This is a genomic window from Mesorhizobium sp. RSR565B (genome assembly GCF_054719465.1).
The window spans coordinates 4,423,405-4,443,186 of the sequence record NZ_JBTTIE010000001.1; the positions used below are offsets into that span (position 1 = coordinate 4,423,405).

Sequence of the window (19,782 nt, forward strand, 5' to 3'; positions counted from 1 at the left end):
CAGTCTCCCCTGACTCAGCTCTGGCCAGAAAAATGGCTCTTCAATGCATTGAAGCCACCCTGGAAGACATTGGCGGCCATGCCGGCGGCGATCTTGTCGGCCTCTTCGGGCGCCGCGTCGAAGCTCGCGGTCCATTCGGCATAGGTGCGGTCGCAGTCGGTCACGCGGCGCAATTGCAGCGTCGCTTTGTGATTGGTCAGCGGCTGCGGCGTTTCGAGGATAGAATAGCTGACGCGGAAATCCGCATCGGAGAAGTCGAGCAGTTTTTCGCGGATACGCGCGCCGCTGGCGAGCTCGAAATTACGCACGCAGCCGATGGTTTCGGCGCTCTTGCCGTCTTCGATATGGCTCTTGACCATGCGCGGATGCCAGCCCGGCAGGCCGTTGAAGTCGCGTATGCGCGCCCAGACCTTTTCGACCGGCGCGTCGATGACGCTGGAGACGGTGACTTCAGCCATATGATCATTCCCCAACGAATTCGATACGCTGCAGGGTAGGGCGGCGGCCGGCGCTGCGCTTATCAATGGGTCTTGCGGCCCTATCAAGGAGTCTGAAAAAGAACGGCCCGTTCAGGCCATGGCACGCGCCGCTTCGCGGTAAAGCGTCGGCGGCACGCCGACATGGTCGCGGAAGAAGCGCGAGAAATTGCCCTGGGTGGTGAAGCCGAGATTGCAGGCGACCGAGATCAGCGGCTCCTGCGACCACTGCAGCTGCCGCACGGCTTCCTCCATGCGCAGCGTGTTCCAGTAGACATTGGGCGTCAAATTGGTCTGTTCCTTGAACAAAGCGAAGAAATGCGGCCGCGACAAGCCAACGCTGCGGGCGACGTCGTCGAACGAGATGCGTTCGCAGACATTGGCCTTCATCAGCTGGATTGCCTTGCGGACGCGAAAGTCCTGCATGGTGTTGATGCGGATGCGTACCTCCGGCGGCGCCGAGGCGTCGGCGGCGTCGAGCACGCTATCGATGAAGCGCTCGATCTCGTAATTGGCGACGTCGTCGATGCTTTCATTTTCGCTCAAATGGTCGAGCAGATTGGCGGCGGCCTGGTGCAGCCATGGTTCGAGCGTGATTGCGGCCTGTGCAAACAACGGCGCCGACGAAGGCAGGTCGCGGCGCCGGCGCGCCCAATCCGGATCGATGTAGAAGGCGAGGAACAGGCCGGGCCTGCCGTTCTGCGACAGAATGTGGCTGTGCGGCTGGTAGGAATTGATGCCGGCGGCGGTGCCGGGACCCAGCGGCACCGTCTCGCGGCCGACGGTCATCTCGCCGGCCGTGCCCTCCAGCCAGATGATGATGTGGGCCTCGACATGCGCATGGGTGACGAAGTCGCTGGCGACATTCAGGACAGAAACATGTCCGAACCGGCCCCAATAGAGCCTGATCGCGTCCGTCATGGGTATACCTCCCGCAGACGACTGGCCTCCCTTCGCCTGCAACGGGATTGTGCGGCTGAGTTCGGGGTCGCGTCAAGGCTGGGAGGTGTGGTGAGCTTGGGGGGCCGCTTATGCCGACGGATTTTCAGACTGAGCGATAGGGTTTCCCGTCAAACCGAAGCCGTCATGCCGCCGTCGACATAAAGCGTATGGCCGTTGACGAAGGACGAGGCGTCGGAGGCGAGGAACACGGCGGCGCCGATCAGTTCGTCGACATACCCCCAGCGGCCGGCCGGCGTGCGCTTTTCCAGCCAGGCGGAGAATTCCTGGTTGTCGACCAGCGCCTGGTTCATCTCGGTGCGGAAATAGCCGGGGGCGATGGCATTGATCTGCAAGCCGTATTTCGCCCAGTCGGTGCACATGCCACGTGTCAAATTGCGGATTGCGCCCTTGGTGGCCGTATAGGGCGCGATGTTGGGCCGGGCGAGTTCGCTCTGCACCGAGCCGATGTTGATGATCTTGCCCTTGCCGCGCGCGATCATATTGCGGGCGACCGCCTTGCCGGCATGGAAGGCGCCGGAGACATTGGTCTTGAACAGCCGCTCCCACTGCTCCTCGGGAAAGTCCTCAAGCGGAGCGCGGAACTGCACGCCGGCATTGTTGATCAGGATGTCGATGGCGCCGATCTCGGCCTCGATGCGGGCGACATCGGCATCGACCGCGCGAAAATCCGTCACGTCGAAGGTCGAGGGGTGCGCTTTGAAGCCAGCGTCGCGCAAGCCGGCGACAGCACCGGCAACCTTGCCGGCATCGCGGCCGTTGAGCACGACACTTGCGCCATGCTCGGCAAGGCCGCGCGCCAGCGCCAGGCCGATGCCCTGGCCGGAGCCGGTGATCAGCGCCAGCCGGCCGTTGAGCTCGAACAGGGTTTTCGATGTCAAGGCAACGGTTTCCAGCCGAAAGGTTCAGTCCAAAAACATTCAGTCATTGCGCCTGAAGTTGCGGATCCGGTCGAACAGCACCGCGAGCAGGATGGCGCCGCCGATGAACACGCCTTGCCAGAAAGCATTGATGCCGAGCAGACCAAGGCTGTTGCGGATCACTTCGATGAGCGCGGCACCGACAATAGCGCCGAAGGCGGTGCCGACGCCGCCGGCGAGATTGGCGCCGCCAATGACCGTGGCGGCGATGACCTGCAGTTCCATGCCGGTTCCGAGATTGGTGGTGACGGCGCCCAGCCATCCGGTCTGGATGATGCCGGCAATGCCCGCCGCCAGCGCCGAGATCATATAGACGGCGACCTTGATCTGCTTGACGGGAACGCCGGTCAGCGTCGCCGCGTGCTCATTGCCGCCAATGGCGAAGATGTGGCGGCCAAACTTGGTCCAGCGCAGCGTGAAGCCGGTGATCAGCGCCAAAAGGATCATGTAGAGCACCGGATTGGCGATGCCGAACACCCAAGCGCCGCCGCCCAGCGCCAGAAGCTTGTCGTGATCGGGGCCGAACTGGAAGACGACGGTGTTGTTGGAGGCGACCATGGCGAGGCTGCGCGCAATCGACAGCATGCCGAGCGTCACCACGAAGGGTGGAAAGCCGAGATAGGCGATCATGATGCCGTTGAAGGCGCCTATGGCGAGCGCGGTGGCGATCGAGGCGAGGATGCCGACCTCGATGGAGTAGCCGGCATGCATGGTGACGGCCAGCACCATCGACGACAGGCAGAGCACCGAACCGACCGACAGGTCGATGCCACCGGTGATGATGACGAAGGTCATGCCGAGCGCGATGATGGCGACGAAGGTGATGTTGCGGGTGATGTTATAAAGGTTCTTCGACGTGGCGAAGGCGTCGGTGGCAAAAGACAGGAACAGGCAGGCCAGGATGACCGCGATCACCACCCAGAAGGTCTGGCTGGCAAACAGTCTTGCCGGCAAGGATTGCTGCTTTTGTTCGATCGGCTGGTCAATTGTCAGTGCCATCGTCGACCTTCATGTGCTGTGCGTGGTGAAATTCGCTGAGATCAAACCTGTTCGATGGCGCCGGTGATCAGCCCGGTGACTTCCTCGGGCGAACTTGACGCAATCGTCTTGTCGGCGACCTTGCGGCCGCGCCGCATGACGATGACGCGGTCGGCGACGGTGAACACGTCAGGCATGCGGTGGCTGATCAGCACCACTGCGATGCCCTGGTCGCGCAAATGGCGGATCAGGTTCAGCACTTCGGCGACCTGGCGCACCGAGATCGCGGCCGTCGGTTCGTCCATCAACACGATCTTCGCCTGCGACAGCATGGTGCGCGCGATCGCCACCGCCTGACGCTGGCCGCCCGACATCTGCTTGACGAGGTCGCGCGGACGGGTCTCGGACTTCAACTCGGCGAATAGCTGGCCGGCGCGCTTGTACATGGCGGCATAGTCGAGGATGCGTAAAGGGCCGAGGCCGCGGCGCAATTCACGGCCGAGATAGACATTGGCGGCGGCGGTCAGATTGTTGCACAGCGCCAGGTCCTGGTGGACGATCTCGATGCCGTGCTGGCGAGCTTCCGCCGGCTTGTGCAGGATCAACTCCTTGCCGTCCATGCGCATGATGCCATGGCTGGGGCGGAAATTGCCGGCGATCATCTTGACCAGCGTCGACTTGCCGGCGCCGTTGTCGCCCATCAGGCCGACCACCTGTCCGGGCTCGATCGACAGCGATACGTCGTTGACCGCCTGGATGGCGCCGAAATGCCTCGAGATATTGGTGAGTTCGAGAACCGCCACCAGTCTTTGCCTCCCCGTGTTTTGCGACCCGCTGCTGTTCCCGGCGTGAATGCCGGCGCTGCTTTGGCCCCGCTCTCCCCATCTCCTCCCGGAAACAGCGTCAGCGTTCTTTTACGCAAAAGCCGGCGCTCGTCAATCAATTGTCGGACGAATTGAAGCCTTGGTTATCCAAAAATCCGTTTTGTAGGACAAATAGCATTGACGTTGGCCGCAAGCCGATATTAGCTAAGCGTCGGAGGAGATTATGCCGATGCCGCTGGCGGTTAGCCGGGCGGAATCGGCGGAGGTTTATCGGTCGAGGTTGCGGCGCCACCCATGTGTTGAGCCGGGCCAATGCCGCATCTGGAAATGCTTATCGATCTGTCTTGGCGACACGAGTGCTCGTGAAACGAACCTCGGTCATTAAGCATCCGGTCGATCTGTGTGGCGGGCACGCCGTGTCCGTCTGTTTCAAGGGAGGACTGACATGAGGAAAACACTTTTGCTCGCCGCCGTCGCCGCCATGGCGCTGGGCGCCGGGCCGGCTTTGGCCAAGAAACAGCTCGTCATCGTGGTGAAGGGTCTCGACAATCCATTCTTCGAAGCCATCCACCAGGGCTGCGAGAAATGGAACAAGGAAAATGCCAGCTCGGAATATGAATGCTTCTACACCGGCCCGGCATCGACCTCCGACGAGGCCGGCGAAGCGCAGATCGTTCAGGACATGCTGAGCAAGGCCGACACGGTGGCAATGGCGATTTCGCCATCCAACGCGCCGCTGATCGCTCAGACGATCAAGACCGCCAATCCGACGATCCCGATCATGACGCTCGACGCCGATCTCAGCAAGGAAGATGCCGCGCTGCGCAAGACCTATCTCGGCACCGACAACTATTTGATGGGTCACAAGATCGGCGAGTACATCAAGAAGGGCAAGCCGAACGGCGGCACGATCTGTACCATCGAAGGCAATCCCGCGGCCGACAACATCCTGCGCCGCGCGCAGGGCATGCGTGACGCGCTGTCGGGCAAGGAAGGCCTGGCGGCACTTGCCGGCGAAGGCGGCTGGACCGAAGTCGCCGGTTGCCCGGTGTTCACCAATGACGACGGCGCCAAGGGCGTGCAGGCGATGACCGACATCCTCGCCGCCAATCCCAAGCTCGACGCCTTCGGCATCATGGGCGGCTGGCCGCTGTTTGGCGCACCGCAGCCCTATCGCGACCTGTTCGGGCCGCTCAAGGACCGCATCGCCAGCAACGACTTCGTCATCGGCGCCGCCGATACGATCGGCGATGAAGTGGCGATCGCCCGTGACGGCCTTGTAACCGCTCTGGTTGGTCAGCGGCCGTTCGAAATGGGCTACAAGGCACCGTCGGTGATGATCGATCTGGTCGAAGGCAAGGCCGTCGCCGATCCGGTGTTCACCGGCCTCGACGAATGCACAAAGGACACGGTCGACACCTGCATCCAGAAGTAGGTTCTCGATTTCGGGGCGCCCTTTGACGGGCGCCCCGTCTCTTCCCGGACGGACGCAACGGTTGGGGCAGCAGGCTCCGGCTTTGACGCGTCTGTAGTTTGGATTTTCGGCAACGAGATCGGCGCGCCGTGCAGGTTCGGACCAGTCCGGACGCAGACGGCCGACGCATTGGAACGTGAATGCCGGACGAGAAATCAAAGAAGCGAACCGAGCGGGCCAAGGCACAAGCCAGCCGCGGTCCGGCTGTCATGCGCAGGGCCGGTGCCGCGCATTTTCCGGGAGCGAGCGTCCATGTCTCGCTGGCCGGCGAGATCGGCCTCAGAATCGTGCGCGGCGATTATCCGCCCGGCACCATTCTGCCCAACGAGGCCAAATGGGCCGAGATCTTCGATGTCAGTCGTTCGGCGGTGCGCGAAGCCATCAAGATGCTGATGGCCAAAAGCCTGCTGGCTTCACGGCCCAAGATCGGCAGTTGGGTCGAGCCCAGGGAACGCTGGAACCTGCTCGACCGCGATGTGCTGGCCTGGTACGCGACCGGGCCGGACCGGGAAGCCTTCCTGCGCACGGTGCAGGAGTTCCGTCACATCATCGAGCCGGAAGCGTCGGCCTTTGCCGCCACGCGGCGCAACGACGAGCAGATGGACGAGATCAGCCAGGCCTGTCGTGAGATGGGCGAGGCTCTGAACCTGCAGGAGCGTATCCGCGCCGATACGCGTTTTCACCTCGCCATACTGCGCGCCTCGGGCAACGATCTGCTGGTGCCGCTTGGCGTTCTGATCGAGTCGGCGCTCGATCATCTCTTTGTCTTCGTCACACGCGAGACCAGCGATCAGCGGCGGGCGCAGGCGCTGCATGAGGCGATCGAGAAGAACATCCGCCTGCAGCGTCCTGCGGCCGCGCGCAATGCGGTGCACAAACTGCTCGCCAACACCGACGATGTTATCGGCCGGTCGAGGCGCTGACACAGGCTTTTCGCCACCTCAAATCGTCTGCTTCTTGCCATCCTTGCTGGGCATCAGGTCGACGCCGTTGACCTTGCCGATATATGTCGCCAGCATCGGCACGAATTGCTCGGCCGGGCCAGTGGCATGGGCACCGGCGAAGGAGTTCTTGGTGGCGTTGCCGAGCGGGTTGGCGATGCCGGCCGCGCCCGCCATCGATTCCAGATAGGTCAGGTCCTTGAAGGCGTTGGCGATGGTGAATTTATGTGCGTCGCGGTCGCCCTCCAGCGTCCAGCGCATGAAGGTCTGGTAGAAGCCGCAATCCATGCGGCCGTTGCGGATGACGCTGTCGAAACGCGGTGGCGAGATGCCGACCTTTTCGGCCAGCGCCAGCGCCTCGGAATAGATCGCGGCATAGCCCAGCGAGATGAAGTTGTTGAGCAGCTTCATGCGGTGGCCGTCACCTGTATCGCCAATATGAACGATGCGGCCGGCCCAGGTTTCGATGACCGGCTTCACACGGGCAAACAGCGCGTCGGGCGCGCCGACCATGGCGTCGAGCGTGCCTTCCCAGGCTTCCTTCGGGGTGCGGCTGAGCGGTGCATCGACGAAGTCGACGCCGATCTCCTTCAGTTCCGCCGCCAGCGCCACCGTCGAGACCGGATCGGCGGTCGAGCAGTCGACGACGACCGAACCCTTCTTCAAGCCCTCCTTGAGGCCGCCGGGGCCGCGGATGATGGCTTCCACTTCGCGCGAGCCGGTGACGCAGATGAAGACGATGTCGGACGCCGCCGCCACGTCGCGCGAAGTCGCCGCCTCCTTGGCGCCCCGGCCAATCAGGTCCTCCGCCGGCTTGCGGTTCTTGCGGCCGAGGAAGGTCAGGCCATAGCCCTTGTCGACGATGTTCTTGGCAATGCCGTGCCCCATCAGGCCAAGGCCGATAAAGCCGATCTTTTCGCTCGCGGCGGTCGTGGTCATGTCTTGAAGTCCTGTTGCGATGATTGATAGTGGGCGCCGCCGTGTGGCGGGCGAGGGTGGTTGCGGAATGCCATATTGTCTGACAATACACGGAAATCCTAGGCATTGGAGACGAAAATGACGAAGCGGATCATGTTCACCGGCGGCAGCGGCAAGGCCGGTCGCCATGTCGTGCAATATCTGGTCGAACAGGGCTGCCAGGTGCTCAACATCGACACCAGGCCGCTCGACAATCCCAAGGTGCGCACGCTGATCACCGACATCACCGACAGCGGCCAGGTGTTCAACGCGCTGTCGAGCTATATGGGCCTGCATGAATTCGATCCGTCGCTGCGCCCGCAGCCGGTCGATGCCGTGGTGCATTTCGCCGCCATACCGCGCATCATGATCACGACCGACAATGAGGCGTTCCGCATCAATGCGATGGGCACCTACAACGTCATCGAGGCGGCGGTGAAGCTCGGCATCCCGAAGGTGGTGATCGCGTCCAGCGAGACCACCTACGGCGTGGTGTTCGCCAACGAGCCGCGCGATCCCAAATATTTCCCACTCGACGAAGAATACGACGTCGATCCGATGGACAGCTATGCTCTGTCCAAGGTCGTCAACGAGCACACGGCGCGCGCCTTTGCGCAGCGCAACGGCACCGATATCTATGCCTTGCGCATCGGCAACGTCATCGAACCGCACGAATATTCGCTGTTTCCGAAGTGGTTTGCCGATCCGGGCTTTCGCAAGCGCATCGCCTGGAGCTATGTCGACGCGCGCGATCTCGGCCAGATCACGCTGCGCGCCGTTGAAACGGACGGGCTCGGCTTCCAGGTGTTCAACGCCGCCAATGACGACACCTCGTCCGACCTGCCGACGGCCGAACTTTTGAAGCGGTTTTACCCCGACGTGCCGGTCAAGGCGGATCTCGGCGAATATGAAACGCTGCTCTCGAACCGCAAGGCCAGGGACATGCTCGGCTTCCGTCCCGAGCACAGCTGGCGCAAATACGTCAAATAGGACGGCCGGGGGCAAGGTTGCGACCTGATCTGTGCACAGCCGCAGGCTTTGCCGTCAACGTCCCGTCCTTTGCTTGACAGCTTTCGAAATCCGGACTTTGTGGAGGCATGAGGGACGGAAAGCCGAACAAGGGAAAGAAGCCTGAAAAGGCGGCATCCGGCGAGCGCCCGGCGACCCTTCGCCGGGCTGACGCCACCCGGATGCCCGGCACCAGCGTGCATGCCTCGCTGGCCAGCGAAATCGGGCTTCGGATCGTGCGCGGCGACTATCCGCCAGGCACCATCCTGCCCAATGAAGCCAAATGGTCCGAAACCTTCAACGTCAGTCGCTCTGCGGTGCGCGAAGCGATCAAGATGCTGATGGCCAAAAGCCTTTTGGCGTCGCGCCCCAAGATCGGCAGTTGGGTGGAGCCCAGGGAGCGCTGGAACCTGCTCGATCGCGATGTGCTCGCCTGGTACGCGACCGCGCCCGACCGTGAGGTGTTCCTGAAGACGGTGCAGGAATTCCGCCACATCATCGAGCCGGAAGCGACTGCCTTCGCAGCCATGAGACGCACCGAGGAGCAGATGGCCGAGATCAGCCAGGCCTGCCGCGAGATGGGCGAGGCGCCGAGCCTGCAGGAGCGCACGCGCGCCGATACGCGTTTCCATCTGGCCATCCTGCGCGCCTCCGGCAACGATCTGCTGGTGCCGCTCGGCGTGCTGATCGAATCCGCCTTCGATCATCTGTTCACCTATACGACGCGCGAACTCGACGATCTGCAGCATGCACAGCAACTGCACGAGGCGATCGAGAAGGCCATCCGCCTGCAGCGGCCGGAGGCGGCCCGCAACGCGGTGCGCAAGCTGCTCGCCAATACCGACGGCGTCATCAACACCCGGTAGGATATGCTGATATTCAGGTGAGGCCGGCCTGCAAACGCCGGCTTTCGCGCTTCACGTACTTAAGTACGCTCCGCTCCGGTTCTCGAAATCCAACGTTTTCGGCGCGGCCTGACCTGAATCTCAACACATCCTGCGAGCGCTCAGCCGGCCTGCGAAGTGGCCAGGTGCTGCCTGGTCAGCGCGACTAGCAGCGCCTGGTCGCGGGCGGCGTGCTCGGGGCGGTTGACCACCTCGTCGCCATTGACGATCGCACCCCAGAAGCCGCGCAGTTCCTCGACGAAGGCTTCGCCGTAGCCGGCACGCAGATCCTTCGTCGACAGTGTGTGGCCGTCCGAGGTCTTCACAGTCAGCCGGGTCGGATGATGGTTGAGCCAGGGCGAGGGGAATTCGAGCTCAAGGCTGGCATCGTCGAAGAACAGCGTGATGCGTTCCTTGTAGTCGGCGAGCTTCGGCACGGTGAGATGCGTCATCGTCCACAGCGCCTGGCCGTCGAGCAGTTTTACCGCGCCCTGGCCGCCATCGCCATTGGCGAAGATCTGCGCGCCGACAACCTCGCCCTCCGGCACGCTGAGCGCGTCGAGCAGGCCGTGCACGGCATTCACATCGTGAATCAAGGCGGAGCTGTAAGCGCCGGTAAACCCACGGAAAGCCAGATCGGTCATGGGCTGGCCGATGGCGCGCTCGACCTGTTGTTTCTGCTTGCTTTGCGCGGCGGCAATCAGCTCCTCGGGAATGTCGTTGCCTCGCTTGTAGCGCTGGTGGGCGATGAACGGCCAGGCATCGGGATCGTTGACCTCGACCGAGACGGACCGCAACGTCTTTGCCGTGCCGGGCAGCGAGGCCAGCGCCAGCCGGTAGCTCGGATCGAAGCGTTTCATATAGCCGACCTGCATAACCTTGCCGGCCTTGTCGCGCGCGGCGATGATCTCGGCGATTTCCGCCGGGGAATAGCAGAGCGGCTTTTCGCAGAAGACATGCAGGCCGCACCCAAGGGCGGCTAGTACCTGCTCGTAATGAAGCGGGTCGGGCGAGCCGATGACGACGGCGTCGAGCTTCTGGCCGAACAGTTGCTCCGGCGTTTCGAAATTGGCGATGCCGTGGATATCTGTGACGAACTCACGCGAGGTTTTCGACGGATCGGCGACGCCGACCAGTTCGAACAGGTCGCCGAGCCGCAACAGATTCGGAATATGCATGATCTGCGAGATCATGCCGGCGCCGATAACGCCAACCCGTATCCTGCTCATGCTGCTAAAACTCTCTGCAAAGTGTTCCAGGCTCAGGGTGCGGCGGCCGGCCGGTTGCCGATCTGCGCCAACAGCCCGGCAATCTCAGCTTCCACCGCCTTCAGATCCTCGCCGCCCGACATGATGGAAATCACCTCGTCGCGCGAGATCTCGGACTTTGCGTATGTGCCGCGATTGCGGCCGCGGTTGAGCAGCGTGAAAGTGTCACCGACAGGGTAGGCGTGGTGGATGTTGTGGCTGATGAAGATCACCGCCAGCCCGCGCATGCGCGCCTCGATGATGAATTTCAGCACCATGGCCGCCTGATGCACGCCGAGCGCCGAGGTCGGCTCGTCGAGGATCAGCACCTTGGCGCCGAAGTGGACTGCGCGCGCGATGGCCACCGACTGGCGCTCGCCGCCCGACAGCGTGCCGACTGCCTGTGTCGGGTCGCGCACGTCGATGCCGATATCGGCCATCGCCTGGCGGGCAATTGTGTTGGCGCGCTCCTTGTCGAAGCGCGAGAAGGGCAGGCGGCTTCTGGTCGGCTCGCGGCCGAGGAAGAAGTTGCGCGTGATCGACATCAGCGAGATCATGCCGAGGTCCTGGAAGACCGTCGCGACGCCGAGGTCCTGCGCGTCGCGCGGGCTGCGGAAGGTGACGGGCTTGCCGTCGACGAAAATCTCGCCCTTGGTCGGCCGGTGCACGCCCGACAGAACCTTGATCAGTGTCGACTTGCCGGCGCCATTGTCGCCGAGCAGGCAGTGCACCTCGCCGGGATAGACCTTGATGTCGATATCCTGCAGCGCGCGCACCGAGCCGAAATTGACCGACACACCACGTAATTCCATGGCTGGCTGGATGGCCGGGGATGGGTTTGGGTAGGTCATTTGCCGCCTCCGCGTCCGAGCGCCTTGAGGCGGATGTAGTTGTTGACGAGCACGGCCATCAAGATGACGATGCCGAGGAAGACCTTGAACCAGTCGGTGTCGATGCCGGTGTAGAAGATGCCCATCTGCACCAGGCCGAAGATCAGCGCGCCGAACAGCACGCCATAGACGGTGCCGTAGCCGCCGGTCAGCAGCACGCCGCCGATGACCGCGGCGATGATCGCCTCGAATTCCTTGAGCAGGCCGCGCGTGGTGTCGGCGGAGCCGGCCTCCATCACCTGGATGGTGGCAAGCAAGGTCGCGGCACAGGCGGTGTAGATGAACAGCGCGATCTTAACCCGGTCGACCGGCACGCCGACATTGCGGGCGGCATTGAGGTCGCCGCCGGTGGCGAAGATCCAGTTGCCGTATTTGGTCTGGGTCAGCACGTAGCCCGCCAAAGCTGTCAGGCCGAGCCACCAGACGATCGACATCGGAATGCCGACGACGAAGGGAATGCCGTCGGTACGGGTGGCGATCCAGCCTTGCGTGCTCATCCATTGGAAGAAGCCGGTCAGGAGATGGCCGTTGAACAGGCCCGCGGTTGCCGGGTCCGGCGCGCCGTCGAGGATGTAGGGGATCTGCGTGCGGCCGGTGACGGCGCGGGTGATGCCGATCGACAGGCCGCGCAGGATGTAGAGCGACGCCAGCGTCACGATGAAGGAGGGCAGGCGGGTCTTCACCACGATCAGCCCGTTGACGTAGCCGGTGAGGATGGCGACAGCGAAGGCGCAGGCGATGCCGCCCCACAGCGGCAGGTCCCAATATTTCACCGTCAGTCCGATGACGACGCCAGCGAAGCCGACCATCGAGCCGACCGAGAGATCGAACTCGCCGGCGATGATGAGAAGGGCTGCGGCCGTGGCGATGATGCCGAGTTCGGCTGCCAGCGTCAGGAAGGTCATCGACCCCTGCAGCGAATAGAGGTTCGACGCACCCGGCAGCAGGGCGAAGATGATGATGGTGGCGATGAGGCCGCCGGCGGCACCGGCTTCGGGCCGGCGCAGCCATTGCGTCAGCCGGCCGGTGCTGGCCAGCCGCTCGTCAGTGCCGGCAGCCCGTTTCGACGTCATGCCGAAACGGTCCTTGCCCAGTACCCCGGGGGCCGGCGCTTCTGGAGGTATCGCCTTGTCTTCCACAACAGCCATTAGGCTCCCCAATCGCTCACTTCGCAATCTCGACCAGAGACGGGGAGCGCATGGCGGCTCCCCGATCCGTTTTGGTCTTGCCTTAGCGGATGCCGTCCTTGGCGAGCGCCAGGATCGCCTTGGCCTTGTCGGGCGAGTCGATGAACAGCGGGCCGGTGTAGGCGTTGTTCTGCGGCCAGAAGCCATGTGTGGCATGCTCGACCAGATAGATCACCGGCAGGTATCCCATCAGATATTGCTGGGCGTCCATGCCGAAGCCCATTTCGCCGGCGACGACGGAATCCAGGACTTCGGGGCTGATGTCGAAGGTGTAGAGCTTGATCTTGCCGAACAACTCCTTCTGCCGGAAGAACGGGATCAGCGGATTGGCGGCGGTGGCGCCCAGCGCGAAGACGGCCTGGGTGTCGGGATGCGCCGACAGGTAGGCCTCGGTGCGGCGCTGGATGTCGGCCGGATCGGGCGACACGGTAAGCACCTCGGTGCCGCCGCCTGACGGCTTCAGCCCGTCATTCAACCCCTGGCAGCGCTGGTCGAGGCTGACATTGCCGACCTCGTGGTTGATGCAGACGACCTTGAGCGTGCCTTCCTTGGCCAGCCGCTCGCCGGCCTTCTTGCCGGAATCATATTCGGAGACTGTGCCGACATAGAGAGAGGTGCCGAGTTCGGCGCCTTCCTTCTCGCCGGAATCCAGCACGACCATCGGAATGTTGGCGGCAAGTCCGGCCTTGACCGATTTACCAAGTGCATTGGCGTCGGCAATGGAGACGGCGATGCCGTCTGGATTGGTGGCGATGGCCGCGTCGAGCAGGCGGGCCTGCTCGACGACGTCGAACACTTGCGGCGCATAATATTCGACCTTGGCGCCGGTGAGCGCCGCCGCATCGTCGACGCCGCGCTTGACCACCGACCAGTAGGGATCGGAGGCCGAGCCATGCACCACGAAGGTGATGCGGACATCCTTCGGGTTCTTCAGGCCCGCGGCCTGCACGACGCCCGCCAGCATACTCATCGAGACAAGCGCGCCGAGCGCCAGTTTCAGAACAGTCTTCATGTCATTCTCCCATTGTCGTTGCAGTTCCAATTCCCTCTTTGCGCCATTGGCCGATGGATCGGCTTACGGTGCTGCCCGGGTGGCCGCTTTGCGGGCCTTTGCCGGTGTCGATGCCCCGAGCCGTGCACGAAGCTCCTCGCGCAGCGGCTTCATGCCGATGATGTCGATGTCCTGCGCGCCGAGCCAGTCGCGGAAAGCCTGGTCGCGGAAGAGTTCATATTCCTCGGTGCGGATATAGGCGGAGCGAGGCTCGATGAGTTCCAACTCGCCCGGCGCGTTGAAGTGCAGGCAAAAGAAGGTCAGGCCTTCGCGCACCCCTTCGACCAATGCCTTGTAGGCGGGCTTTATCGGCTTGGAGCGTGGACGGCCCCAGGTCGTCTGAATGGCGGCGTCGAAGATGACAAAGCCCTTGGCGCGGGCTTCAGTGACGCCGCGCTGGAACGCCGCTTCGGTGACGCCGACGAGATTGTCATTGGGCGAATAGGCCGACAGCGTTTTGGTCAACAGCACCGGCAGCCGATATTCCAGGCCGAGCTTGATGTAGACGTCGCAAAACTCGGGCGACAGCGCTGCTCCCATATGGGCGTCAAGATGAGTGACGTCGATGCCGGCGCGGTAGGCGGTGTCGATCTGGGCGCGAAGCTCGGTTTCCACCGCTTGCGGTGCTGCCTTGCGGCGGGTGGTCGCGACATCGGGCCAGAAATAGCCGAACTCGTCCGTCAGGCCGGCCGCACGCGACGGCGACGTCAGCGGCCGCCATTTGTAGTGCTGCTTTTCGCTGTTCAGCGTCAGGTGGACGCCGAGATCGAGCCGGGGATCGGCGGCTGCCGCTTCGGCCATCTCAGGGAACCATGGGCACGGCACCATCACGGCGCCGGAGCTGCAGGCGCCCAGTGCGGTCAGTTCGAGGAAGGCACTGTTGGCGCCATGGCACATGCCGACATCGTCTTCATGCAGGACGAGCTGTCGCGTCATGGATGGCCACCGTCTTGCCGGCCACCATCTTGCCGGCCACCATCTTGCCGGCACGCCGGTTTCGAGGGTCTTCCAAAGTGTGTCCCGTGCTGCATGGAACCGACCGTTTGCCCAACTGGACGCGATGGAACGCCCAATGCCGGCTTTCCGACAGGGCCACTTCGACGAATTCGGATGGGTACGATTTTTCCGCGGGCCTGCATTCTGAAATGTCGATTTCATTCGATATGCCCACATTCGGCGTCAAACCCGGCCATCAAGCAACCGGGATGGCTTGGTCAGATCGCAGCGGAGTGGTTCTTTCAAACAGCGGCCGCAGGCGTACTGCTTTCATACCATCAGCGATGTGGAGACTTGCCATGTACACTGCCGGCGAAGAAGAGATCGAAGCCATTGCCAGGGTGATCCGCTCGGGTGCGCTGTTTCGCTATGGCGAGAACAGCGAGTGCAACCGCTTCGAGGCCCGCTATGCCAGGCATCTCGGCGTCGAGCATTTTGCGCTGGCCGCCAGCGGCACCTATGGGCTCGCCGCCGGCCTGATCGGCCTCGGCATCGGCCCGGGCGATGAGGTGCTGGTGCCGGCGCACACCTATATGGCGACCGCAACGGCAGTGCTGTCGGTCGGCGCCATTCCGGTCATTGTCGACATCGACGAGAGCCTGACCATTGACCCGGCCGCTCTGCGCGACGCCATCGGCCCGCGCACCAAGGCGGTCATCCCGGTGCATATGTGGGGTGCGGCCTGCAACATGAACGCGATCATGGATATCGCTAAAAAACGCGGTCTGCTCGTGCTGGAAGATGTCTGCCAGGGCATTGGCGGCGGCTATGAGGGCAAGAAGCTCGGCTCCATCGGCCATGCCGGCGCCTACTCCTTCAACTACTTCAAGAACATCACGTCGGGCGAGGGCGGCGGCATCGCCACCAGCGATCCGAAAGTGGCCGAGCGCGCGCGCTGCGCCATCGACCCCTGCCACTTCTACTGGCAGGGCCGCAGCGACAGCATCAAGCCGTTCGCCGGCATCGGGGCGCGCGCCTCGGAACTGATGGGTGCAATGCTCAATGTCCAGCTCGACCGTCTGGACGGCATCATCGAGGCGATGCGGGCGGAGAAGAAGAAGGTGCTGGCCGGCACGCGCCATCTCGGCAATCTCGGCCTGACGCCGTCGCCGATGAACAGCCCCGACGACGATTGCGCGGCACAGGTAATGTATCTGCTGCCCAGCGAACAGGCGGCGCAGACTTTTTCGAAGACCATTCCGAGCGTCATTGCCGGCAAGACCGGCCGCCACAATTTCACCCAGTGGGACCAGGTGCTGATGCATGAGGGCGCGCATCATCCGGCGCTCAATCCGTACACGCTGCCGGAAAACAAGGGCCTGCGGCTGACCTATGCCGACGACCTCGGCAAGGGTTCTCTCGACATCCTCAACCGCACGGTGATGATCGCGATGAATCCGGCGCATGGCGACGCCGACATCGACGACATGATCCATAACATCGATGCGGCGGCCCGTGTGGCGCTGGAGAATGCCTCGCTGGACGATGTCGAGGTGCGCAAGGCAGCACCGGTGGACCTGCAGAAATTCGACAGCGTGAATTGAAGAGCCGCGTTGGACCGGCTTATTGCCGGTCCAGTCGCATAAAGGCGGCGCGCAGCGCCAGCACTGCGCGCAGGATCTGGCGTTCGTCCATCGCGGCATAGCCGAGCAGCAGGCCGTGTTCCGGCTCGCTCGAATGGTAGTTGATCGAGATGCCCTGCACGTCGAGGCCCTCCTTGACGGCAGCGGCGACGACGTCGCTGTCCTTGTAGGGTCGGATAAAACTGGCCAGCAGCTGCATGCCGGAATCGTTCTCGGTCACAGTCAGCCATTCGGCCAGATGCTCCTGGCACAGTTTTACGAAATTGGCCTGCCGGCGCGCATAGAGCCGGCGCATACGCTTCAGATGCGTGGCGAAATAGCCTTGCGTGATGAAGTCGTTGACCGTCGCCTGCAGGATCAGCGGCGCGAACTGGCCGGTGATCGAGACGGCGCGGTCGAAGGGGACCGACAGTTCGCGCGGCACGATGAGATAGCCGATGCGGAGCGCCGGGATCAGCGTCTTGCCGAAGGAGCCGATATAGACGACCCGGTCGGCGTGATCGAGGCCGCGCAGCGCCGGTACCGGCCGGCCACGGTACCGGTACTCGCCGTCATAATCATCCTCGACGATCCAGGCGCCGTGGCGCTCGGCGATGTCGAGCAGCTGCAGCCGTTCCTCGATGCGCATGATGGTGCCGAACGGCCACTGGCAGGATGGCGTCACATAGATCAGGCGCGGCGGCGGCAGCTCTGGGTCTGCGAGATGCCATCCAAGGCGATCGACCTTCAAGGGCGCAAGCTGCGCGCCGCTGGCGAGAAAGGCGCTCTTGGCGCCGAGATAGCCGGGCTCCTCCATCCAGACATGGTCGCCTTCGTCCATCAGCACGCGCGAAGCGAGGTCGAGTGCTGCCTGCGCGCCGGTGACGATGATGACCTGGTCGGCGGTGCAATTGATGCCGCGCGACAGGCTTATGGTCGAGGCGATGGCCTGGCGCAGGCCGGGATGGCCGGCAAAGGAGATATAGCCGAGCAAATTCTCATCGCGGCTGCGTGCGTTGCGCACCAGAAGGCTCGACCAGATGGTGAAGGGGAAGGACGCGGTTTCCGGCACGCCGGGATGGAAGTTGATGACACCGGCATTGCGCGGCGGCTGCGGGCCGTTGACGATGGTCTGACCGCGCCGCGAGAGCTTTTGCGGAGCGGCAAGCCCGGCGCGCAGCGCGGCCGGCGGGCGTTTCTGCTGGATCGGCGCCACCCAGGTGCCGGACCCGGCGCGCGCCTCTATAAACCCTTCGGCGAGCAGCTGGTCGTAGGCGGCGATCACCGTGTTTCGGCCGACCTTGAGATCCTCGGCCAGCGAGCGTGTCGATGGTAGCAGCGTGTTCTGCTGGATCTGGCCGTCGAGGATGAAGCGCCGCAGGGCGCCATAGATCTGTCGGTGCATCGGTTCGTCCGAGCCGCGGTCGACCGACATGATGTCGAGGGAAAGGCGCATGTGGTCGGCCAAGCTAGTCTCCGACGAGCCTGGCTGCGCGCGCGATCTTTTCTTCGTTAAGCAGGCAAACGGTCTCGAGCACCAGCCGTCTGGTTGCGGGACGGACCTCACGGCTGTTCTTCAGCGCGCGGTGAACGGTTGCCGCGCCGAGTTCCGCCTTCTCGGCGATCTCACGGATGGTGCAAAGCCGTTCCATGCCGAGTGCCGCCTCGAATGCCATGTCGCTCCTCCATCCGCATCAAGGCATGCCTCGTCGCCAGCCTCAAGCTTGAAACGCCGGGCCGGCAACTCGGGGGCAAAAATTTCGATGCCAAGAACTGTGCGATCCGCGCCGCCAAGGGAGGGCGGCGGCGCGGATCGCCGGGCGCTTTCGCGTCGCTACCCCTACCGAGGCGCGCGCCCAACCGGCCCAACCACCAGCCCCCCGGCGGTGGTTAGGCCAAGTCTCGTATCGCGACGTCGAACCCGGCCGCGCAGGCCGATTTGAGAAGCGAAGCGTAACCTTTCGTGGCATAGGTCAAGGGGTGTGCCTTGGCCGGATCCTGCTCGGCCTCGACGACGATCCAGCCTTCGAAGCCGCGCTTGGCCAGCGGCTTCAACAGCGACAGGAAATCGACGGAACCGTCGCCGGGCACAGTGAAGATTCCTTCCATCACTGCCGCCATGAAACTCATGTCCTCGCGCCGTGCCTTCTCCAGCACGGCCGCGCGGACGTCCTTGCAATGGAAATGCACGATGCGGTCGAGATGCCGGTTCAGGAGGGAGGCCGGGTCGCCGCCTGAGAACAGACAATGGCCGGTATCGAACAGCAGGCCGACGCTCTTGCCGGTTGCGGCTATCAGCCTGTCGACCTCGTCATCGCTCTCGACGATGGTGCCCATATGGTGATGGAAAGCCATGCCGACGCCGAAGGCAGCCATGCGGTCGGCGAGTTCGGTCAGCTTCTCGCCATAGGCGGTCCATTCGCCGTCAGCGAGGCGCGGACGCTGTGAGATCGGCGCGAAAATGCCGTCATGACGGCCGCGCGAGGTGTCGGCATAGACGACGACCTTGGCGCCGAGGTCGCGCAGCAGGGTCAGATGCGAGGTGAGGGCGGCGAATTCCTCGTCGACCGTGCGGTCCAGAATGCGGCCGTCATACCAGCCGGAGACGAGTTCCAGTCCGTAAGAAGACAGGATCGGTCCAAGCTCGTCGCTTCGCCTGGGGAATTTGCCGCCGAGTTCGGTGCCGCGATAGCCGGCCTGCCTGGTTTCCGACAGGCATGTCGCGAGCGGCGTATCGCCGCCGAGTGCGGGAACATCGTCATTGCTCCAGGTGATGGGATTGATGCCGATCTTGACCGTCATGCCGCTACTTCAAAGGGCTCGGGGAAACACAAAGCCGAGGCCGGCAAACTGAGGGGAAAGAGGACCTGTCACTAGGTCCAGTTGAGGTGAATTTGGCAGAGCCAATCGGGAGCGCTAAAGCGCGTCCCGTTTGAACGGACTAAGTCGACGCGCTTAGGTCTTTGCATGTCGTTGTCTCAAAACCGGCGCCACTTTTGAGCGACATGCATTAATCCTGCTGCGGCCTTCCGAAGGCCGCGCGCAGTTCGTCCTTGGCGTCCTCGAGCACTTTCCGGCGCGCCTGCGGCAGGTTCTTGCCGGCGCGGTTGATGTAGAAATTCAGCATCGACATGGCCGACTGAAACGGCTCGGCCTTGCGGCGGTCGCTGTGCTCGGCCGAGCGCTTGAGCGAGGCCGCGATCTTCCTGGCGTCGTCGGCTTCGAAGATGTGGTCCTCGAGGTCCATCGCATCGCTGTGCTCGGTCACCTCGGCCGACCATTTCTTTTTCGCGGTCATGACAAACTCCTTCCTGTCGCAAAAACTCGAGCAGGCCGCCGCCGGTTCCCGAGAAAGCCGCCGGGCCGCTGGAGCCACGGATCATGGCCCTGTGGCGCTGCCCGTCGCGGTGAATGCGCCGATAGTGGC

20 protein-coding genes are annotated in these 19,782 nt (G+C 63.3%); 5 read left to right on the top strand and 15 right to left on the bottom strand.

Annotated features, from left to right (window positions below):
• Positions 1-14 precede the first annotated feature (14 nt).
• The 5 genes from ACYG9R_RS21250 to ACYG9R_RS21270 form a co-directional block, all read right to left on the bottom strand.
• Positions 15-458, bottom strand: a complete 444-nt coding sequence (locus tag ACYG9R_RS21250; protein ID WP_023699669.1) for an SRPBCC family protein — start codon at positions 456-458, stop codon at positions 15-17.
• Between the two features lie 111 nt (positions 459-569).
• Positions 570-1,397, bottom strand: a complete 828-nt coding sequence (locus ACYG9R_RS21255) for an AraC family transcriptional regulator (RefSeq protein WP_023696208.1) — start codon at positions 1,395-1,397, stop codon at positions 570-572.
• 149 nt (positions 1,398-1,546) lie between these two features.
• Complete coding sequence (locus tag ACYG9R_RS21260) at positions 1,547-2,317, bottom strand: SDR family oxidoreductase (RefSeq protein ID WP_031199106.1); 771 nt, start codon at positions 2,315-2,317, stop codon at positions 1,547-1,549.
• 39 nt (positions 2,318-2,356) lie between these two features.
• Positions 2,357-3,355, bottom strand: a complete 999-nt coding sequence (locus ACYG9R_RS21265) for an ABC transporter permease (protein WP_023673048.1) — start codon at positions 3,353-3,355, stop codon at positions 2,357-2,359.
• Positions 3,356-3,396: 41 nt separating this feature from the next.
• The gene (locus tag ACYG9R_RS21270) at positions 3,397-4,137 is read right to left on the bottom strand and encodes an ATP-binding cassette domain-containing protein (RefSeq protein ID WP_023699667.1); all 741 of its coding nucleotides are present in this window, start codon (positions 4,135-4,137) and stop codon (positions 3,397-3,399) included.
• A gap of 466 nt (positions 4,138-4,603) precedes the next feature.
• Here ACYG9R_RS21270 and ACYG9R_RS21275 point away from each other — a divergent pair, with 466 nt between their 5' ends.
• Positions 4,604-5,593: a sugar-binding protein gene (locus ACYG9R_RS21275; protein WP_023673050.1), complete on the top strand. Its 990-nt coding sequence runs from the start codon at positions 4,604-4,606 to the stop codon at positions 5,591-5,593.
• Between the two features lie 179 nt (positions 5,594-5,772).
• Entirely contained in the window at positions 5,773-6,555 is a 783-nt protein-coding gene (locus tag ACYG9R_RS21280; protein WP_023673051.1) for a FadR/GntR family transcriptional regulator, read from the top strand.
• Positions 6,556-6,573: 18 nt separating this feature from the next.
• Here ACYG9R_RS21280 and ACYG9R_RS21285 read toward each other — a convergent pair whose 3' ends face one another.
• A complete protein-coding gene (locus tag ACYG9R_RS21285) occupies positions 6,574-7,512 on the bottom strand; it encodes an NAD(P)-dependent oxidoreductase (protein ID WP_023687954.1) in 939 nt (312 codons plus the stop codon).
• 117 nt (positions 7,513-7,629) lie between these two features.
• Here ACYG9R_RS21285 and ACYG9R_RS21290 point away from each other — a divergent pair, with 117 nt between their 5' ends.
• Both ACYG9R_RS21290 and ACYG9R_RS21295 read left to right on the top strand, forming a co-directional pair.
• Positions 7,630-8,520, top strand: coding sequence for an NAD-dependent epimerase/dehydratase family protein (locus ACYG9R_RS21290; protein WP_023699664.1), 891 nt, complete (start codon positions 7,630-7,632; stop codon positions 8,518-8,520).
• Between the two features lie 107 nt (positions 8,521-8,627).
• Positions 8,628-9,404, top strand: a complete 777-nt coding sequence (locus tag ACYG9R_RS21295; RefSeq protein ID WP_023736007.1) for a FadR/GntR family transcriptional regulator — start codon at positions 8,628-8,630, stop codon at positions 9,402-9,404.
• 140 nt (positions 9,405-9,544) lie between these two features.
• Here the strand turns inward: ACYG9R_RS21295 and ACYG9R_RS21300 are convergent, their stop codons facing one another.
• The 5 genes from ACYG9R_RS21300 to ACYG9R_RS21320 form a co-directional block, all read right to left on the bottom strand.
• A complete protein-coding gene (locus ACYG9R_RS21300; RefSeq protein ID WP_023736006.1) occupies positions 9,545-10,651 on the bottom strand; it encodes a Gfo/Idh/MocA family protein in 1,107 nt (368 codons plus the stop codon).
• A gap of 32 nt (positions 10,652-10,683) precedes the next feature.
• Entirely contained in the window at positions 10,684-11,520 is an 837-nt protein-coding gene (locus ACYG9R_RS21305; protein WP_023712088.1) for an ATP-binding cassette domain-containing protein, read from the bottom strand.
• Positions 11,517-12,632, bottom strand: coding sequence for an ABC transporter permease (locus ACYG9R_RS21310; RefSeq protein ID WP_023823200.1), 1,116 nt, complete (start codon positions 12,630-12,632; stop codon positions 11,517-11,519). Before ACYG9R_RS21310 ends, ACYG9R_RS21305 begins: the two co-directional genes overlap by 4 nt.
• A 157-nt stretch (positions 12,633-12,789) precedes the next feature.
• Positions 12,790-13,758: a rhizopine catabolism ABC transporter substrate-binding protein gene (locus ACYG9R_RS21315; RefSeq protein WP_023696200.1), complete on the bottom strand. Its 969-nt coding sequence runs from the start codon at positions 13,756-13,758 to the stop codon at positions 12,790-12,792.
• A gap of 63 nt (positions 13,759-13,821) precedes the next feature.
• The gene (locus ACYG9R_RS21320) at positions 13,822-14,733 is read right to left on the bottom strand and encodes a polysaccharide deacetylase family protein (RefSeq protein ID WP_023696199.1); all 912 of its coding nucleotides are present in this window, start codon (positions 14,731-14,733) and stop codon (positions 13,822-13,824) included.
• A gap of 359 nt (positions 14,734-15,092) precedes the next feature.
• On the opposite strand from ACYG9R_RS21320, the gene ACYG9R_RS21325 reads away from it, so the two are divergent.
• Positions 15,093-16,337, top strand: coding sequence for a DegT/DnrJ/EryC1/StrS family aminotransferase (locus tag ACYG9R_RS21325; RefSeq protein ID WP_023673061.1), 1,245 nt, complete (start codon positions 15,093-15,095; stop codon positions 16,335-16,337).
• 19 nt (positions 16,338-16,356) lie between these two features.
• Here the strand turns inward: ACYG9R_RS21325 and mocR are convergent, their stop codons facing one another.
• From mocR to ACYG9R_RS21345, 4 genes are all read right to left on the bottom strand, one after another.
• Complete coding sequence (gene mocR, locus ACYG9R_RS21330; RefSeq protein ID WP_245260001.1) at positions 16,357-17,823, bottom strand: rhizopine catabolism transcriptional regulator MocR; 1,467 nt, start codon at positions 17,821-17,823, stop codon at positions 16,357-16,359.
• Between the two features lies 1 nt (position 17,824).
• Positions 17,825-18,031, bottom strand: a complete 207-nt coding sequence (locus tag ACYG9R_RS21335) for a LacI family DNA-binding transcriptional regulator (protein ID WP_023705614.1) — start codon at positions 18,029-18,031, stop codon at positions 17,825-17,827.
• A 214-nt stretch (positions 18,032-18,245) separates the two neighbouring features.
• Entirely contained in the window at positions 18,246-19,157 is a 912-nt protein-coding gene (gene iolE, locus ACYG9R_RS21340; RefSeq protein WP_023752959.1) for a myo-inosose-2 dehydratase, read from the bottom strand.
• A gap of 208 nt (positions 19,158-19,365) precedes the next feature.
• Positions 19,366-19,653, bottom strand: coding sequence for a DUF3175 domain-containing protein (locus ACYG9R_RS21345; protein ID WP_023673065.1), 288 nt, complete (start codon positions 19,651-19,653; stop codon positions 19,366-19,368).
• Positions 19,654-19,782 lie beyond the last annotated feature (129 nt).

What these genes read in the sequence shown, in the direction of transcription:
- ACYG9R_RS21250 (WP_023699669.1), bottom strand. Translation starts at nt 458, where the DNA reads ATGGCTGAAGTCACCGTCTCCAGCGTCATCGACGCGCCGGTCGAAAAG.
- ACYG9R_RS21255 (WP_023696208.1), bottom strand. Translation starts at nt 1,397, where the DNA reads ATGACGGACGCGATCAGGCTCTATTGGGGCCGGTTCGGACATGTTTCT.
- ACYG9R_RS21265 (WP_023673048.1), bottom strand. Translation starts at nt 3,355, where the DNA reads ATGGCACTGACAATTGACCAGCCGATCGAACAAAAGCAGCAATCCTTG.
- ACYG9R_RS21275 (WP_023673050.1), top strand. Translation starts at nt 4,604, where the DNA reads ATGAGGAAAACACTTTTGCTCGCCGCCGTCGCCGCCATGGCGCTGGGC.
- ACYG9R_RS21280 (WP_023673051.1), top strand. Translation starts at nt 5,773, where the DNA reads ATGCCGGACGAGAAATCAAAGAAGCGAACCGAGCGGGCCAAGGCACAA.
- ACYG9R_RS21285 (WP_023687954.1), bottom strand. Translation starts at nt 7,512, where the DNA reads ATGACCACGACCGCCGCGAGCGAAAAGATCGGCTTTATCGGCCTTGGC.
- ACYG9R_RS21290 (WP_023699664.1), top strand. Translation starts at nt 7,630, where the DNA reads ATGACGAAGCGGATCATGTTCACCGGCGGCAGCGGCAAGGCCGGTCGC.
- ACYG9R_RS21295 (WP_023736007.1), top strand. Translation starts at nt 8,628, where the DNA reads ATGAGGGACGGAAAGCCGAACAAGGGAAAGAAGCCTGAAAAGGCGGCA.
- ACYG9R_RS21300 (WP_023736006.1), bottom strand. Translation starts at nt 10,651, where the DNA reads ATGAGCAGGATACGGGTTGGCGTTATCGGCGCCGGCATGATCTCGCAG.
- ACYG9R_RS21305 (WP_023712088.1), bottom strand. Translation starts at nt 11,520, where the DNA reads ATGACCTACCCAAACCCATCCCCGGCCATCCAGCCAGCCATGGAATTA.
- ACYG9R_RS21310 (WP_023823200.1), bottom strand. Translation starts at nt 12,632, where the DNA reads ATGACGTCGAAACGGGCTGCCGGCACTGACGAGCGGCTGGCCAGCACC.
- ACYG9R_RS21315 (WP_023696200.1), bottom strand. Translation starts at nt 13,758, where the DNA reads ATGAAGACTGTTCTGAAACTGGCGCTCGGCGCGCTTGTCTCGATGAGT.
- ACYG9R_RS21320 (WP_023696199.1), bottom strand. Translation starts at nt 14,733, where the DNA reads ATGACGCGACAGCTCGTCCTGCATGAAGACGATGTCGGCATGTGCCAT.
- ACYG9R_RS21325 (WP_023673061.1), top strand. Translation starts at nt 15,093, where the DNA reads ATGTACACTGCCGGCGAAGAAGAGATCGAAGCCATTGCCAGGGTGATC.
- ACYG9R_RS21335 (WP_023705614.1), bottom strand. Translation starts at nt 18,031, where the DNA reads ATGGCATTCGAGGCGGCACTCGGCATGGAACGGCTTTGCACCATCCGT.
- iolE (WP_023752959.1), bottom strand. Translation starts at nt 19,157, where the DNA reads ATGACGGTCAAGATCGGCATCAATCCCATCACCTGGAGCAATGACGAT.
- ACYG9R_RS21345 (WP_023673065.1), bottom strand. Translation starts at nt 19,653, where the DNA reads ATGACCGCGAAAAAGAAATGGTCGGCCGAGGTGACCGAGCACAGCGAT.